The 14,015-nt window shown below is 54.4% G+C and carries 13 protein-coding genes; 8 read left to right on the top strand and 5 right to left on the bottom strand.

The annotated features are described in order from the left end of the window. Nucleotides 1–60 precede the first annotated feature (60 nt). Nucleotides 61–912 (bottom strand): Vmh family MBL fold metallo-hydrolase, encoded by an 852-nt coding sequence (locus tag GVJ63_RS10960; RefSeq protein ID WP_159226851.1) that lies wholly within the window; start codon nucleotides 910–912, stop codon nucleotides 61–63. A 146-nt stretch (nucleotides 913–1,058) separates the two neighbouring features. Here GVJ63_RS10960 and GVJ63_RS10955 point away from each other — a divergent pair, with 146 nt between their 5' ends. The 3 genes from GVJ63_RS10955 to GVJ63_RS10945 all read left to right on the top strand — a co-directional run bounded on the left by GVJ63_RS10955 (nucleotide 1,059) and on the right by GVJ63_RS10945 (nucleotide 3,187). Next, nucleotides 1,059–1,940 (top strand): LysR family transcriptional regulator, encoded by an 882-nt coding sequence (locus tag GVJ63_RS10955; protein WP_159226850.1) that lies wholly within the window; start codon nucleotides 1,059–1,061, stop codon nucleotides 1,938–1,940. 38 nt (nucleotides 1,941–1,978) lie between these two features. Further along, complete coding sequence (locus GVJ63_RS10950) at nucleotides 1,979–2,398, top strand: VOC family protein (RefSeq protein ID WP_033760708.1); 420 nt, start codon at nucleotides 1,979–1,981, stop codon at nucleotides 2,396–2,398. A 486-nt stretch (nucleotides 2,399–2,884) separates the two neighbouring features. After that, the gene (locus GVJ63_RS10945) at nucleotides 2,885–3,187 is read left to right on the top strand and encodes a hypothetical protein (RefSeq protein ID WP_033779872.1); all 303 of its coding nucleotides are present in this window, start codon (nucleotides 2,885–2,887) and stop codon (nucleotides 3,185–3,187) included. Between the two features lie 316 nt (nucleotides 3,188–3,503). Here the strand turns inward: GVJ63_RS10945 and gabP are convergent, their stop codons facing one another. Further along, complete coding sequence (gabP, locus tag GVJ63_RS10940) at nucleotides 3,504–4,919, bottom strand: GABA permease (RefSeq protein WP_033760702.1); 1,416 nt, start codon at nucleotides 4,917–4,919, stop codon at nucleotides 3,504–3,506. A 76-nt stretch (nucleotides 4,920–4,995) separates the two neighbouring features. Then, nucleotides 4,996–6,282, bottom strand: a complete 1,287-nt coding sequence (gene gabT / locus GVJ63_RS10935; protein WP_159226849.1) for a 4-aminobutyrate--2-oxoglutarate transaminase — start codon at nucleotides 6,280–6,282, stop codon at nucleotides 4,996–4,998. A 110-nt stretch (nucleotides 6,283–6,392) separates the two neighbouring features. Here gabT and GVJ63_RS10930 point away from each other — a divergent pair, with 110 nt between their 5' ends. The 4 genes from GVJ63_RS10930 (at nucleotide 6,393) to GVJ63_RS10915 (ending at nucleotide 11,550) form a co-directional block, all read left to right on the top strand. After that, nucleotides 6,393–7,883: a PLP-dependent aminotransferase family protein gene (locus tag GVJ63_RS10930; protein WP_182500568.1), complete on the top strand. Its 1,491-nt coding sequence runs from the start codon at nucleotides 6,393–6,395 to the stop codon at nucleotides 7,881–7,883. 97 nt (nucleotides 7,884–7,980) lie between these two features. Continuing rightward, nucleotides 7,981–9,357, top strand: coding sequence for a glycoside hydrolase family 10 protein (locus GVJ63_RS10925; RefSeq protein ID WP_154210172.1), 1,377 nt, complete (start codon nucleotides 7,981–7,983; stop codon nucleotides 9,355–9,357). 83 nt (nucleotides 9,358–9,440) lie between these two features. Then, on the top strand, nucleotides 9,441–10,181 hold the full coding sequence (locus GVJ63_RS10920; RefSeq protein WP_010246958.1) for a nitroreductase family protein: 741 nt from the start codon (nucleotides 9,441–9,443) through the stop codon (nucleotides 10,179–10,181). Between the two features lie 166 nt (nucleotides 10,182–10,347). Further along, on the top strand, nucleotides 10,348–11,550 hold the full coding sequence (locus tag GVJ63_RS10915; protein ID WP_010246959.1) for an MFS transporter: 1,203 nt from the start codon (nucleotides 10,348–10,350) through the stop codon (nucleotides 11,548–11,550). Nucleotides 11,551–11,613: 63 nt separating this feature from the next. Here GVJ63_RS10915 and GVJ63_RS10910 read toward each other — a convergent pair whose 3' ends face one another. After that, entirely contained in the window at nucleotides 11,614–11,829 is a 216-nt protein-coding gene (locus tag GVJ63_RS10910) for a YdgH/BhsA/McbA-like domain containing protein (RefSeq protein WP_010246960.1), read from the bottom strand. Between the two features lie 109 nt (nucleotides 11,830–11,938). Further along, nucleotides 11,939–12,856, bottom strand: coding sequence for a LysR substrate-binding domain-containing protein (locus GVJ63_RS10905; RefSeq protein WP_061902396.1), 918 nt, complete (start codon nucleotides 12,854–12,856; stop codon nucleotides 11,939–11,941). Nucleotides 12,857–13,017: 161 nt separating this feature from the next. Between GVJ63_RS10905 and GVJ63_RS10900 the strand changes: the two genes are divergently transcribed. Continuing rightward, on the top strand, nucleotides 13,018–13,698 hold the full coding sequence (locus GVJ63_RS10900; protein ID WP_033768834.1) for a type 1 glutamine amidotransferase domain-containing protein: 681 nt from the start codon (nucleotides 13,018–13,020) through the stop codon (nucleotides 13,696–13,698). Nucleotides 13,699–14,015: the final 317 nt, after the last annotated feature.

Below are 14,015 nucleotides of genomic sequence, written 5' to 3'. Positions count from 1 at the left end.
GTTCAGCCGGGTCTGCTTAAACGTTGCAAACCCGGTAGTCAGCTGACCTCTCAGCGGGATTTACCACTTCATCTCGCCGGTATTGACTTTGGCGCTGAGTTCAAGTGAAGCCGGTTCTGCCAGTTTCGGCCAGGCGGCTTTCATGGCGGTAATCACCTGCGCTGAGGTTTTATGTTGCGCCAGCGCCGCCTCAAAACTCTTCAGATAATTCAGGGTGAAATCCACCGCCTGTGAACCGGCCGGACGGGCACCGAGATAGTGACCCGGAATCACGTTCTTCGCGTTCAGCGTCTGCATTTCGGTCAGGATATGACGCCACTCAGCGCGGCTCTGAACGGTCTGAGTGTCAGCCGTCCAGACATGAATGCCCGAGGAGAGGGCGGTACCGCCCAGAATGGTGCTCGCAGACGGGATCCAGATATAAGCGGCGTATTGCTCCGGATGACGCAGCTCCAGCACCTCGCCGTCGACGCTAAAGCGGGTCTGATGGGTCACTTCAGGCACGACCACCTTATCCGGCGCGCCCTGCTTCATCTGTGGACCCCAGTATTTCAGCTTGGCGTCATGCGTCTGCTGGATATGCTTCACCACCGCCGGCGCGGCAACCACCTTCACGTCCGGCCAGGCTTTAACAATTGGCTCCAGACCAAAGTAGAAATCGGGATCGCCAGAAGTGATCACAATTTTCTTTAACGTTTTTCCGCTCTTTTTAATCATCTCTGCCAGTTTTTCACCGTCCTGGGTGCTGAACTGGGCATCAAACAGAATCGCTTCGGTTGGCCCACTAACCAGCGTTGAGGAGACGGCAAAGATGCCCTTTTCCTGCGGATTATAGGTTTGCAGTTGCAGGGTGGCCGCGCTGGCGGAGGCCGAGGCCAGCACGAGCATCACAGGTAACAGCGTAGTTTTCATTGAGGATCCTCAGAGATAAATGCCCGATTCAGGCAGGCGTAACGGGCGATGTTCAGTATCAGTGGCGCTATTCTACGCATCTGGCTATCTGTTAGAATTGCCGCAATCAGAGATGCTGAGTTTCATAATCCGAACAGGTGGAGTGGATGGACAGAGTCACGGCGGCAGCCGTTTTCAACCGGATATGTGAACTGGGCAGCCTGAGTGCCGCCTCACGATCGCTGGGGATCTCTCGCCCGATGGTCAGCCGTTATCTGGAGGAGATGGAAAAGTGGGCGGGAACGCGTCTGCTGCATCGCTCTTCGCGCCAGCTGACCCTTACGCCTGCCGGAGAGGCGATCCTGCAAAAAACCCGTCAGCTGGCCCTGATCTCAGAGGCGATCCAGCAGGAAACTACCCAGGGCGTCCCGGCCGGAACGCTTCGCATCGCCTGCGCCCACTTTACGGCTCTTCATCTTGTCGGCCCGGTGATCCCCGATTTTCTGGCGCGTTATCCGGCACTGCGCATCGAGCTGGAAATTAACAATCAGCCAGTAAGCCTGATTGGTGAGCGTATCGATCTCGCTATTCGCATCACCGACTCGCCAGAGCCGGGGGCGATCGCGCGCCGTCTCGGCGAATGCCACTCGGTACTCTGCGCCTCACCTGAGTATCTTAAGGCGCAGGGTAACCCGGAAACCCCGGACGATCTGGCTCAGCATAACTGCCTCTACTACAGTCGCTTTGCCGGACAGAGCTGGCATTTTACGGCGGCTGGCGGGGAGAAAATCGCGGTTGCCGTCAGAGGAAATTTCAGTGCGGGTATCTCTTCACTGTTGTGTGACGCGGCGATAGCGCATTGCGGGATAGCGATGGTGCCTGAGCAGGAGGCTCGCCACGCACTGGATACAGGGAAGCTGGTAAAATTACTGCCCGATTATGAGCCGCAACGTATCGGCATATGGGGGCTTTACCTGTCGCGTGAGCACCAGTCTGCCGCACTGCGGCTGATGCTGGATGAGCTGCAAATCACAATCCAGAACCGGTGATCAGAGGGGCGAGTAACCGATCAACATGGAACCTTACTATGAGTGATAATCAAACCCTTTACTGGAACCCTATGGTGCCAGAACTGACCGTCACTGACTTTACCGCTTCGCTGCATTTTTACACCGTGGTGCTGGGTTTCAGTGTGAGAATTCAGCGCCAGCAGCCTGATTTTGCTTACCTCTGCTATGGAGAGGTGCAATTGATGATTGAGCAGTTCCATCCGCAGGGCTGGAACATAGCCGATCTGCGCTGGCCGCTGGGGCGGGGTATTAATTTCCAGATTGAAGTCGATGATGTTCAGACGGTGCTGACGCGTTTGCAGCAGCATGCTGTTCCTCTCTATCGGCCGCTTCGGGACAACCACTATGACATCGGCGAGACCACTGCCTGTCAGCGGGAGTTTCTGGTGCAGGACCCCGATGGTTATCTGCTGCGTTTCAGCCAGTATCTGGAATAAGCTGAACGTGTTTTGGCAATATTAATCAGCAGGAGAATGGCTTGAGTAAAATAAACATTCTCTTCGGATATTTTTATATTGACTGTTCAATCATGATCAACGGAAGCCTTTAATAGCAGCGTAGTGAAGTCCTCTAAAGTGCGAAGAGCTACCTGCTGTTTACCACCGTCACATTAATCATGACCTTTTCCGCTCACGGAAGGCGCTATGCTTAGCGTGTTAACTATTGCAAAGCGTCATTAAGTCACAGGCAGCCGTGATTTGCTGCTACAAAGTCATAATAAAAAATGAATGTAAGAAAGAAAATTTATCCAGCGATGATCTACACTCTCGTTAGCTGGCTGGATTAGGATTATTCTTGATAATGGTTTTAAAGGGATTTCATTGGGCTAAGCGTTCGTACATTTACATTTATTCGTTCACTCAGCACTTAATCTTTGAGGATGTGAGCCGATAACAGGTGATACATACTCAGGAGGACGCACAATGAAATCTTTTTTATCTGTCTGCATTAGCACGTTGCTGATTGCCCTGGCCGGACCGGTTATTGCGGATCCAAATTCAGGCATGCTCACCTTCAGCGGAGCCATTACTAATGGTTCATGTAATATGAATGTCGGACAAAATCCTGTCGTGTTTGACTGTTATGATCCCGCCAGTGGTAAGGCTGTGGTCACTACTGCTGACCTGATGAATCCCGAATTGCTGACCAAATTACCCCTGGAAGTAAAAATGCACTGGTTTAATCCTGAAAAAAGCAAAGGGATACTTTACGTTACCTATCTTTAACGCTTCTCTTGAGGTTTTATTCTGAACGACAGTGCAATGCCTTAGCAGCAACGGTGACATAGAACCTAAAGATATAAACCCATAGCCAATACAGGGTTTATCATTAAGTCACTAAGAGCCAGTGAAGTATCTTTTTTGAAATTTTTAAGTCAGCATCGGGGAATTCAGTTTACCGGATTGATCATCAGATAATGTGCGCATCTTATTAAACCCCTGCATAATTGAGGGTTAACACACGTTGCATCTGTTGATATGCAGACAAAACCCACCTTTGCTGTCAAAGGTGGGTTTAATTTACAAAAAGCTTGCGTGAAGATCAGTAAGAGTCAGAAGAGCGCTGAGTAAAATATTTCGTGTTCTGACGCTTCTCCTTTTTACGACGCAGCACAAGGCTGGTGGTAATAATCAGCAGCGTCAAACCGCCGGTTGCCAGTAATTCAGCCTGATGTTTCGCATCAAACAACATGATTACCAGCACCGTGACGATAAACAGGATAGTGACCCACGTCAGGCCAGGAAATAACCACATCCGGTAACTCAGGACTTCACCCGCTTTCTCGCGCTTTTTACGCAGCACCAGGTGGGACGCAGCGATCACCAGATAGACCAGCAGTGCAATCGCTCCCGATGTGGCCAGTAAAAATTCAAACACCACGCTGGGCGCCAGATAATTGGCGATCACCGCCAGAAATGCAGCCGCGGTAGAGAGCAGCACAGCAATCCACGGCGTGCCGCTGCGATTGGTACGTGAGGCAGCCGCCGGTGCATCTTTGCGGCGTGACAGAGAGTAGAGCATGCGCGATGAGGTATAAAGCGCAGAGTTAAGACAACTGCACACCGCCATCAGCACCACCAGATCGACAATCAGTCGGGCGTGCGGGATGTTCATCGCCTGTAACACCGTCTGCCATGAACCCTGTTCAACCAGCCCTGGTGCATTCCACGGCACCAGCGCCACCACAAAGAAAATCGACAGCAGATAGAACAGTGCAATACGCCAGATGACGGAGTTAGTCGCCTGAGTAATCTGCTTGCCGGGATTCTTCGACTCTGCGGCGGCAATCGTGACAATTTCTGTGCCCATAAAAGAGAACATGGTGGTCAGGATGGCAGCCACGACCGCGCCGATACCATTTGGCATAAATCCGTGAGTGTCATAGAGATGCGACAGGCCGCTGGTATTGCTGTCAGGCAGCAGACCAAACACTGCCGCACCTGCCACGCCCAGGAACAGGATGATGGCAACGACCTTGATCAATGCAAACCAGAACTCAAACTCACCATAATTTTTCACGCTGAGCAGATTAGTAATGGTCAGCAACAGGGTGATAGCAAACGTGAACTGCCAGATGGCGACATCGGGGAACCAGGCATGAAGAATGGTTCCCGCCGCGTTGGCTTCCAGTGGGATCACCAGCACCCAGAACCACCAGTAGAGCCAGCCGATGGTAAATCCGGCCCAGCGTCCCAGCGCTTTATCGGCGTAGGTTGAGAACGAGCCTGAATCGGGTGAGGCGACGGCCATCTCGGCCAGCATCCGCATAATCAGGACCACCAGCGCACCGGCAGCGGCATAAGAGATCAACACCGCGGGGCCCGCTTCAGAAATAGCATGGCCGGAGCCAACAAACAGCCCGGCGCCAATCACGCCCGCAATTGAGAGCATACGCACGTGGCGCGGTTTCAGGTTTTGAGCCAGCGAATCTGCATTCGCACTCTGTGTCATCGTCATGTAAACGTCTCCTGTCGACGTCCAGCCTGGATGGCCGGACGAACGGGGATGAACTTGCGTTAACGCATCAGCGAAATCAGGCCGGGACGACGGGATGTCCGGCGGGTGCGACACAGTGATCGATCACCGTGGAGAGAATGGTCAGCGCCTGGCTGAACTGCGCATCCGGAATGGTGAGCGGGTAGAGGAAGCGGATGACGTTGCCTTTGGCTCCGCAGGTCAGCAGCAGCAAGCCCTGTTCCATCGCCATCTTCTGAACCGCCTGCGCGGTGCTGGCCTGATAGAACTCCATCGCCACCATCGAACCCAGCGCACGCACTTCAGCAATATCCGGATGTTTGCGTTGATATTCCTGGAGTTCTGCTTCAAGCCGGGCACCGAGATCAACGGCGCGCTGGCAGAGCTGCTCCTCTTCAATTACATCCAGCACCGCATGGGCCGAGGCGATAGCCAGCGGGTTTCCGGCATAGGTTCCGCCCAGACCACCTGGTGCAGGTGCATCCATCACCTCTGCACGACCGGCGACCGCGGAGAGCGGCATCCCGCCTGCCAGGCTTTTCGCCATGGTGATGATATCGGCCTTCACCGGGTAGTGTTCCATGGCAAACAGCTTGCCGGTACGGGCAAATCCACTCTGGACTTCATCCGCAATCAGCAGAATGCCGTGACGGTCAGCCAGCTCCCGCAACTGCACCATAAACTCTGCAGGTGCCGCATGGAATCCACCTTCGCCCTGCACCGGCTCCAGCACGATCGCGGCGACGTCATGGGGCGCAATGTCCTGCGTAAAAATTTCTTCAAGGCTGGTCAGTGCCGCCTCGATGCTGATCCCCTGAACCGCGCTGGGATAGCGTGCATGGAAGACTGACGGCGGCATCGGGCCGAAATCCCGTTTGTAAGGCGCCACTTTTCCGGTCATCGCCATGGTCATAAAGGTGCGGCCATGGAATGCGTTACCAAAGGTAATGATGCCGTGGCGGCGGGTATAGGCACGCGCCACTTTTACGGCATTTTCTACAGCTTCAGCCCCGGTGGTGAAGAAGGCCGTTTTCGCCGCACCGGCGATGGGAACCCGCTGATTAATACGCTCGGCCAGTGCGATGTAGCTTTCGTAAGGGGTGATCTGGAAGGCCGTATGGGTAAACTTTGTTAATTGATCGGCAATCGCCTGTTCAATGCGTGGATGGCGGTGGCCGGTGTTCAGTACCGCGATGCCGCCCGCGAAGTCGATCCAGCTATTACCCTCCTGATCCCATAAGGTGGCGTTCTCTGCCCGGGCAACGTACCAGTCGCACAGCGTACCGATACCTTTGGGGAGAGCCTGTGCTTTGCGCTGCTGCAACAGGTTATTTTTTTCGCTCATTTATTCCACCTCGTTAATATGCGTGTTTACAATTCCCGACAAGCACGTTTATTTATGCCTGAGGCGTGGTGAGTTGCCAGAGCCAATTGTCAGAGGAAAGGTGGAGCCAATTGCGACTCTTATACGCAGATCATCTATTAGCGCGGTTACAGTTTTTAAGAACTGGCTCATTACATCAGCGGCTGCTGAACTGCATGCAGGCCGCGATCGCTGAAGAGGTGTTTCCGCGCGGAAGCCGTTTACCGCCAACCCGCGATCTGGCGCGCGAACTGGGCGTGTCGCGAAACACGGTTATGCATGTTTATGAGAGCCTGATGGCTCAGGGCTATGTCACCGCGCGGACCGGCAGCGGCACCTGGATTGCAGAAACGCTGCCGGAAAACTCTCTGCAGAGTGATGCGATAGCTGACCTTCAGGCGGTGAAGGCGCAACGACCAGCTACGCTGTCGAAGCGTGGCGCCAGTCTGCTGGGGCACGCGACAGCATCGCCTTACCAGTGGGGCGCGTTTGTCCCCGGCGCGCCCGATGTGACCGAATTCCCCCACAAGCTGTTCAGTCAGATTCAGGCGCGTCTGAATCGCGAACCTGACGTTCACCGCCTGGTCTACAGCAGCGGCGGTGGCTGTCCCGATCTGCGCCATGCGCTGGTGGATTATCTGCGGGTGGCACGCTCAGTGCGGGCCGATGCTGACCAGATCCTGATCACCGAAGGGGTTCATCAGGCGGTTGATCTGGTGACGCGGGTGTTGTGCGATCCTGGCGATCGGGTCTGGATGGAGGAGCCCGGCTACTGGGGAACACGCAATCTGCTGCGCATGAATGGCCTGAAGATTCGGGCGATGCCCGTGGATGAGCAGGGACTGGTGCCGGACAGCGGCCCGGCACCAAAGATGGTGTTTGTGACGCCCTCTCATCAATATCCGCTGGGTGTGCATCTGAGTCTGGCCCGTCGTCAGGCATTGCTCACCCTTGCACGTCGCCATCAGAGCTGGATTGTGGAAGATGACTACGACAGCGAATTTCGTTTTTCCGGCCAGCCTCATCCCTCACTGCAGGGGCTGGAAGCGGATGCGCCGGTCATTTACATGGGAACGTTCAGCAAAACGCTCTATCCCGCGCTGCGCATTGGCTACATGGTGGTGCCGAAACCGCTGGCACAGCCGTTGCGCATCGCCGCGGCAGAACTCTATCGCGGCGGACATCTGCTGATTCAGCGTGCGCTGGCGGAGTTTATCCGGCTGGGCCATTACATGGAGCATATCCGCCGGATGCGCCTGCTTTACCGCCAGCGGCGGCAGTTTCTCTGCAGGCTGATCGAGCGCTATCTGGGGCCAGCCTTTTTACCGGCATTCAATCATGAAGCGGGGCTGCATCTGGTGATCCCGTTGCCAGCAGGCGCGGATGACGTGGCGATAGCCGCGGAGGCGCTAAAGCGCGGCGTCAAAGTACGGCCACTTTCGCAATATTATATGCACCCTCAGGAGGCGCGCGGATTGCTGCTGGGTTACGCCTGCGTCAATGAGCGGCAGTGTCAGGATGCGTTTGGCACACTCAAAGCCTGTCTTGCGTCCGCCGGAATGGTATTCACTCCGCAGCGCTAGCGGGTTCAGGGGTGCTTTTTTTGAAGGAGGGCGGTTTTACTGCCGCCTCTGTGCTAACGCATTGACATTTAATCAGAGTCACCGAGAATACTCCTCTTTGCGCCCCGACCAGACAATACTGGAGTCTATCATCGCCTTTAAACCCTTTACTGCACCGGCCCGTGCGGCTATTAAGCGAGGCGCCGCGCTGGCTGCCGCGTTGTTGCTGGTCAGTTGCGCATCCGAGCCGCCGAAATCGCTGGTCACACCTTTTCCGCCCGTGACGAAACAGCCGTTACCGACGCCCGGCAAGCCAGCACAACCTCATGCGCAGGAACCGATGCGGGGCGTCTGGTTAGCCACGGTTTCACGTCTTGACTGGCCGCCGGTTGCCTCGGTGAATGGCACCAATCCGGCGCAGCGTATCCGCCAGCAGCAGCAATCGCTGATCGACAAGCTGGATAAGCTGAAAAGCCTGGGCATCAACACGGTGTTTTTTCAGGTGAAGCCTGATGCCACGGCGCTCTGGCCCTCAAAAATCCTCCCCTGGTCAGATATGCTGACAGGAAAAATTGGTGAAGATCCGGGCTATGATCCGCTGCAGTTTATGCTGGATGAGGCGCATAAGCGCGGTATCAAAGTCCATGCCTGGTTCAACCCTTACCGGGTGTCGGTAAACACTAAATCATCTACCGTCAGTGAACTGAACCGCACGCTGTCACTGCACCCGGCCAGCGTTTTTGTGCTGCATCGCGACTGGATCCGCACTGCAGGCGATCGCTATGTACTCGATCCGGGTATCCCTGAGGCGCGTGACTGGATCACCAGTATTGTGGCTGAGGTGGTGGCGCGTTATCCCATCGACGGTGTGCAGTTCGATGACTACTTCTATGCGGAATCTGCCGGTTCACTGCTCAACGATAATCAGACCTTCAGCCGCTACGGTCAGGGGTTTGCCAGCAAAGCGGACTGGCGGCGTCACAATACTCAGCAGCTGATTGAGCAGGTGTCACGTACCATCAAACAACTGAAGCCGGACGTGGAGTTTGGTGTCAGCCCGGCGGGCGTCTGGCGTAATCTGTCGCATGATCCTGCCGGTTCCGATACCCGCGGAGCGGCGGCGTATGATGAAGCTTTTGCCGATACCCGCCGCTGGGTGCAGCAGGGCTTGCTGGATTACATTGCACCTCAGCTCTACTGGCCTTTTTCCCGTCAGGCGGCCCGATACGATGTGCTGGCAAACTGGTGGGCAGAGGTCGTGAAACCGACTAAAACCCGGCTCTACATCGGCCTTGCTCTCTATAAAGTGGGCGAGCCGTCAAAAGTTGAGCCTGACTGGACACAGCAGGGCGGCGTACCGGAGCTGAAAAAGCAGCTCGACCTTAATGAATCGAACCCCAATATTGATGGCACGATTCTGTTCAGAGAGAACTATCTGAATCAGCCGCAGACTCAGCAAGCAGTAAGCTATCTTAAAGGCCGCTGGGGAGGCTGAGAAACGCCGCGACAGCATGACCAGTGCGGTTAAGTTTTTCCTTGTGACTTACTGCTATTCTTGCGCTTTATATGGGAGGAACCATGAGCGAACTGATTGATATTTTTACAAGTCACAAAAGTGAACGCAGTTTCACTGAGCAACCTGTCGATGAAGCTGTGCTGGATCGGATTATCAGTACCGCTTATCGCGCACCTACATCAGTAAACTCGCAGCAGGTTTCTGTGGTGATCACGCGTGATGCCGGCCGTCGCGCACAGATCGCCGCCATTGCAGGCGGTCAGCCGTGGATTGCCAAAGCACCGGTGTTTATCACCTTTGTGCTGGATATGCATAAATCAGCAGTGGGAATGGCCGCTGTCGATCAGCAGCAGATCGCCCATCAGAGCATTGAGAGTATCGTGTCGGGTTCTACCGATATCGGTATCGCGCTGGGGTCGGTAATGGCGGCTGCGCGTGCCGAAGGTCTGGGAATTGTGCCAATTGGCGGTATCCGTCGCGACCCACAGGCGATGATTTCACTGCTGGAGCTGCCGCCGCTGACCTTCCCGGTGGCGGGTGTGGTAATCGGTCACGTAGACGAACCGGCTCATCAGAAACCACGTCTGCCTCTGGCGACGTTCCGCCATGATGAGATTTACCAGACGCAGGGTCTGGAGCAGCAGATTGCAACCTACAACGATGAGATGGTTCAGCACTGGAAGACGATTGGTCGTAATGACGGTGAGAGCTGGAGCGAAAGCGTCAGCGGTTACTATAAAAACATCTACTTCCCGAATGTACTGCCAGCACTGCTGAAGCAGGGTTTTGGCACAGATAAATAGTTCGCTCTCGTTATTGAGTGAATAGCACAAGGCCATCCGTAGCGTTTACGGGTGGCCTTTTTCATTTTGTTACTATAACGAAAGGCGACTTTCCACGGCGTAACACATAATTTCCCTTTTAACCGAAGCGCAACTGCCTCTAACACTTACCTTCCAGGGAAATAACATGTCTCAGCGTTCACTCTACGCGCTCTGTTTAATGAGCTTTTTTCTGGCCGATGTCCGCGACGGCCTGGGGCCATTTCTGGGCATCTTTCTTACGGAGCGACACTGGCAACCCGACGAAATCGGTCTGGTAATGACCTGTGGCGGTATCGCCGGATTACTTGCCACGCTACCGGCAGGGATCGCCGCCGATGCGACCCGTCATAAAAAAATCATTGTGCTGCTGGGCTGTCTGGTGATTACCGTTGCCACACTGCTGCTGTGGTACAGCAATCAGACCTGGACGGCGATGGTCTCTCAGGTTGTAGCAGGCCTGGCTGCGGCGTTTATCGGCCCGACGGTGGCGGGGATCACCTTAGGGCTCACGGGTCAGCGCGGCTTTAACCAGCAGATGGGACGCAACGAGGCGTTTAATCATGGCGGGAATACGATTGCTGCATTGCTGGCCGGTTTTTCAGCCTGGTACTGGGGCATGGGTGCCGTTTTCATTCTTATGACGGTAATGGCGGTTTTCGCTGCTTTCGCTACGCTGGCAATTCGCGGAAATGAGATCGATAACGATGTGGCGCGCGGTTATGAACCGCATGAAGAGCGTCAGCCAGCGCTGCACTTATCAATGTTGTTGCGAAACCCGGCGCTGATGATCGCCGGTTTGACGCTGCTGCTGTTTCATCTTGCCAATGCCGCGCTGCTGCCGATGCTGAGCATGCGCGTCGCCTCGGCAGGCGGCCAGGCGGCGATCAGTCCGGGCCTTTACGCGGCGGCAACGGTGGTGATTTCCCAACTGGTGATGATCCCGGTCGCGCTGTGGGTATCTAAACGCGTTGATACGCACGGCTATCGCCTGTTTATCATGATCGCACTGATGATATTACCGCTGCGCGCGGTTCTCGCCGCCGGCTTTGCCGGGCCGATTTTTGTCATTCCGGTTCAGGTTCTGGATGGTATTGCGGCCGGGATTCTCGGTGTGGCGGTGCCAGGCTATATTGTCTCCCTGCTGCGGGGTACGGGTCATGTTAACGCCGGGCAAAGCGTTATTATGCTGATGCAGGGCGCAGGTGCCGCGCTGAGTCCCGCCATGACGGGCATGATCGCCGCACGTTATTCTTACAGCACCGCGTTTGCGGTACTCGGCGCAATTGCGCTGGCAGCGCTGATTCTATGGTGGCGCACCGGTAGCGCCCCAGCCGCCCGTCTGGCCTGATCGGACACAAAAAAGGCTGCCCATTGGGCAGCCTCTTCTGGCAAATCCGTTTGCGACCATCCGTTATTTATACAGTTCTGCGGTCATGTGAACACGGTTGTTGGTGTTCGCTTCCGTAATTTTATACTGCGCACCCTGTTCCTGAGCCTGAGCAGCAATTTTTGATTCTGCGCCATCCAGTGTGGATGAGGTGACAGAAACGCTCTCGGCAAAGCTGCCAAAAGAGATCAGAGAAAGAGTTGCGAGTGCGGCGATTGAAAGTGCTTTTACGTTTTTCATGGTCATATTCCTGAGTTATGAATTGGGAGGATGTTTGCCTCCGATGGGAATAATAGTAACTCAGGTTATGATATCAATATTAACTATTAGTGCGGCAATGGTGATCGTGCTAATTGTTTATCTGAGGATCAGACAGCGACTGTGCCGTCTCCGTTATCAACGCCCTGAACCAGCGATGGGCAGGATCGTCGCGATAGCGTGCATGCCAGCCCATTTCAACCGGAAAGGTGCCCAGGTCAACCGGCGCGGGAACGATTCTGAGCCGCTGATCGCGTGAAAGATGCTGACAGATCAAACGCGGCAGGGTCGCGCAGTAGTCCGTGACCGCAATCATTTCCGGCACGGCCAGAAAGTGTGTGACGGAGACTGCAACCTGACGACGCAGGCCTCGCTGTTCAAGCGCCTGATATAAACCGGCGCGCATACGGCCAGGCGGCAGAACGTTGACGTGCTTTAGCTGCTCATATTGCTCCGCGCTGAGGTTTTCGCCCACCAGCGGATGATCGGCGCGTATCACGCAGGCCAGACCTTCATTCATCAGGTGCTGAACGACGAGATTGTCGGGCGGCTCCACGATACGACCCAGCACCATATCGGTATTACCTGAAATCACACCGGTTTCAGTGACGTCATTGCCAAAAGGAGTGAGGCGGAGTCGGATGCCGGGCGCACAGCTCCTCAGACGAGCCACGATGGCAGGCATCATGATGAATTCGACATAGCTGTTAGGCGCAAGCGTGAAGAGCCGGGTGGCATTAAGTGGATCAAAGTCCTGCTGGCCAAGAATAACTTTGTCGATCGATGACAGCGCAGCACCGACCACCTGGGCCAGCTGTTCCGCTTTCGGCGTCGGTCGCATCCCGTAACGCTCGCGGATAAATAGCGGATCGTTGAGCGTTTCACGCAGCCGGTTTAATGCATTAGAAAGCGCGGGCTGGGTTATGCCAAGCCGTTCCGCTGCGCGGGTAACGTTGCGCTCTTCCATCATGACCAGCAAAACTGGCAGTAAATTCAGATCGTATTTCATTAAGCTATAATGCTATGTGAATAACTGAAATTGAAGAAATAAATTTCATAAATATTCGTAACCCCGCCATGATTAACGGGTCAACGCAGAAGATAGCGGCTCAGACGCTGGTTCTGACTATCCTTACACCTGAAACCGACTAACTGTTATATGGAGCGGAAATGAAAATTTTAATGGTTTTGACCTCGCATGATGAGTTGGGCACCACTGGCAAGAAGACCGGTTTCTGGCTGGAAGAGCTTGCGGCACCTTACTATGCATTTCTTGATGCGGGCGTAGAGATTACCCTGGCTTCACCGAAGGGCGGACAGCCTCCACTCGATCCAAAAAGTGATGAACCCGATTCTCAGACTGATGAGACCCGCCGCTTCCATGCCGATTCTGCTGCTCAGGCAGTACTGGCCTCGACCGTCAAGCTTGATACTGTTGATCAGGAAGCGTTTGATGCCGTTTTCTATCCAGGCGGCCATGGTCCTTTATGGGATCTGGCAAACGACAAACACTCCATTTCGCTGATTGAGCAAACCCTGCAGGCGGGCAAACCGGTTGCGCTGGTCTGTCATGCTCCAGGTGTCCTGCGTGATGTGAAAAATGCTGATGGCACGCCTCTGGTCAAAGGAAAGAAAGTTACTGGCTTCACGAACAGTGAAGAAGAGGGCGTTGGCCTGACTGAGGTGGTGCCGTTCCTGGTTGAAGATGTGCTGAAACAGAACGGGGGTCTCTACTCACGAGGCGATGACTGGCAGTCCTATACGGTTCAGGATGGCTTGCTGATTACCGGTCAGAACCCAGGTTCATCAGCCGAGACCGCGAAGGTTTTACTGGCAAGCCTGGCGAAATAAAGATCTTTACAGCATGCTGAGTTTTGAGGGCGCCTGCGGGCGCCTTTTTTTTATTGCTACCGTTAAGTGTCAGGATAGATAGTGACCTTCTTAATTATTCAGGTTGAATAGATTAGGGCTCAATTTTTCTTAACATTGATAATAAATTTACGGGCGTTTCAGAGCTAAATGATTGCCTGAAAAATTCACTGCAAATATAAACATGTTTTTAAAACCAGTGTTGACATCGTTTTTTATATCCGTAAAGTAGGACTCATCAGCGGCGTGCAGTTGCCCTGATAAACCGGAAACAAAAGCATTATGAGTAAAGTAAAAAG

It is taken from the genome of Pantoea sp. 18059, from assembly GCF_902706165.1.
In the GTDB taxonomy this organism is placed as follows: domain Bacteria; phylum Pseudomonadota; class Gammaproteobacteria; order Enterobacterales; family Enterobacteriaceae; genus Pantoea; species Pantoea agglomerans.
Note: the sequence above shows the minus strand (reverse complement) of the source record. Positions and strands in the feature narration are given on the sequence as shown.

Coding starts and splice junctions, on each gene's coding strand:
- GVJ63_RS10960 (WP_159226851.1), bottom strand. CDS start 912: ATGAAAACTACGCTGTTACCTGTGATGCTCGTGCTGGCCTCGGCCTCC.
- GVJ63_RS10955 (WP_159226850.1), top strand. CDS start 1,059: ATGGACAGAGTCACGGCGGCAGCCGTTTTCAACCGGATATGTGAACTG.
- GVJ63_RS10950 (WP_033760708.1), top strand. CDS start 1,979: ATGAGTGATAATCAAACCCTTTACTGGAACCCTATGGTGCCAGAACTG.
- GVJ63_RS10945 (WP_033779872.1), top strand. CDS start 2,885: ATGAAATCTTTTTTATCTGTCTGCATTAGCACGTTGCTGATTGCCCTG.
- gabP (WP_033760702.1), bottom strand. CDS start 4,919: ATGACGATGACACAGAGTGCGAATGCAGATTCGCTGGCTCAAAACCTG.
- gabT (WP_159226849.1), bottom strand. CDS start 6,282: ATGAGCGAAAAAAATAACCTGTTGCAGCAGCGCAAAGCACAGGCTCTC.
- GVJ63_RS10920 (WP_010246958.1), top strand. CDS start 9,441: ATGAGCGAACTGATTGATATTTTTACAAGTCACAAAAGTGAACGCAGT.
- GVJ63_RS10915 (WP_010246959.1), top strand. CDS start 10,348: ATGTCTCAGCGTTCACTCTACGCGCTCTGTTTAATGAGCTTTTTTCTG.
- GVJ63_RS10910 (WP_010246960.1), bottom strand. CDS start 11,829: ATGAAAAACGTAAAAGCACTTTCAATCGCCGCACTCGCAACTCTTTCT.
- GVJ63_RS10905 (WP_061902396.1), bottom strand. CDS start 12,856: ATGAAATACGATCTGAATTTACTGCCAGTTTTGCTGGTCATGATGGAA.
- GVJ63_RS10900 (WP_033768834.1), top strand. CDS start 13,018: ATGAAAATTTTAATGGTTTTGACCTCGCATGATGAGTTGGGCACCACT.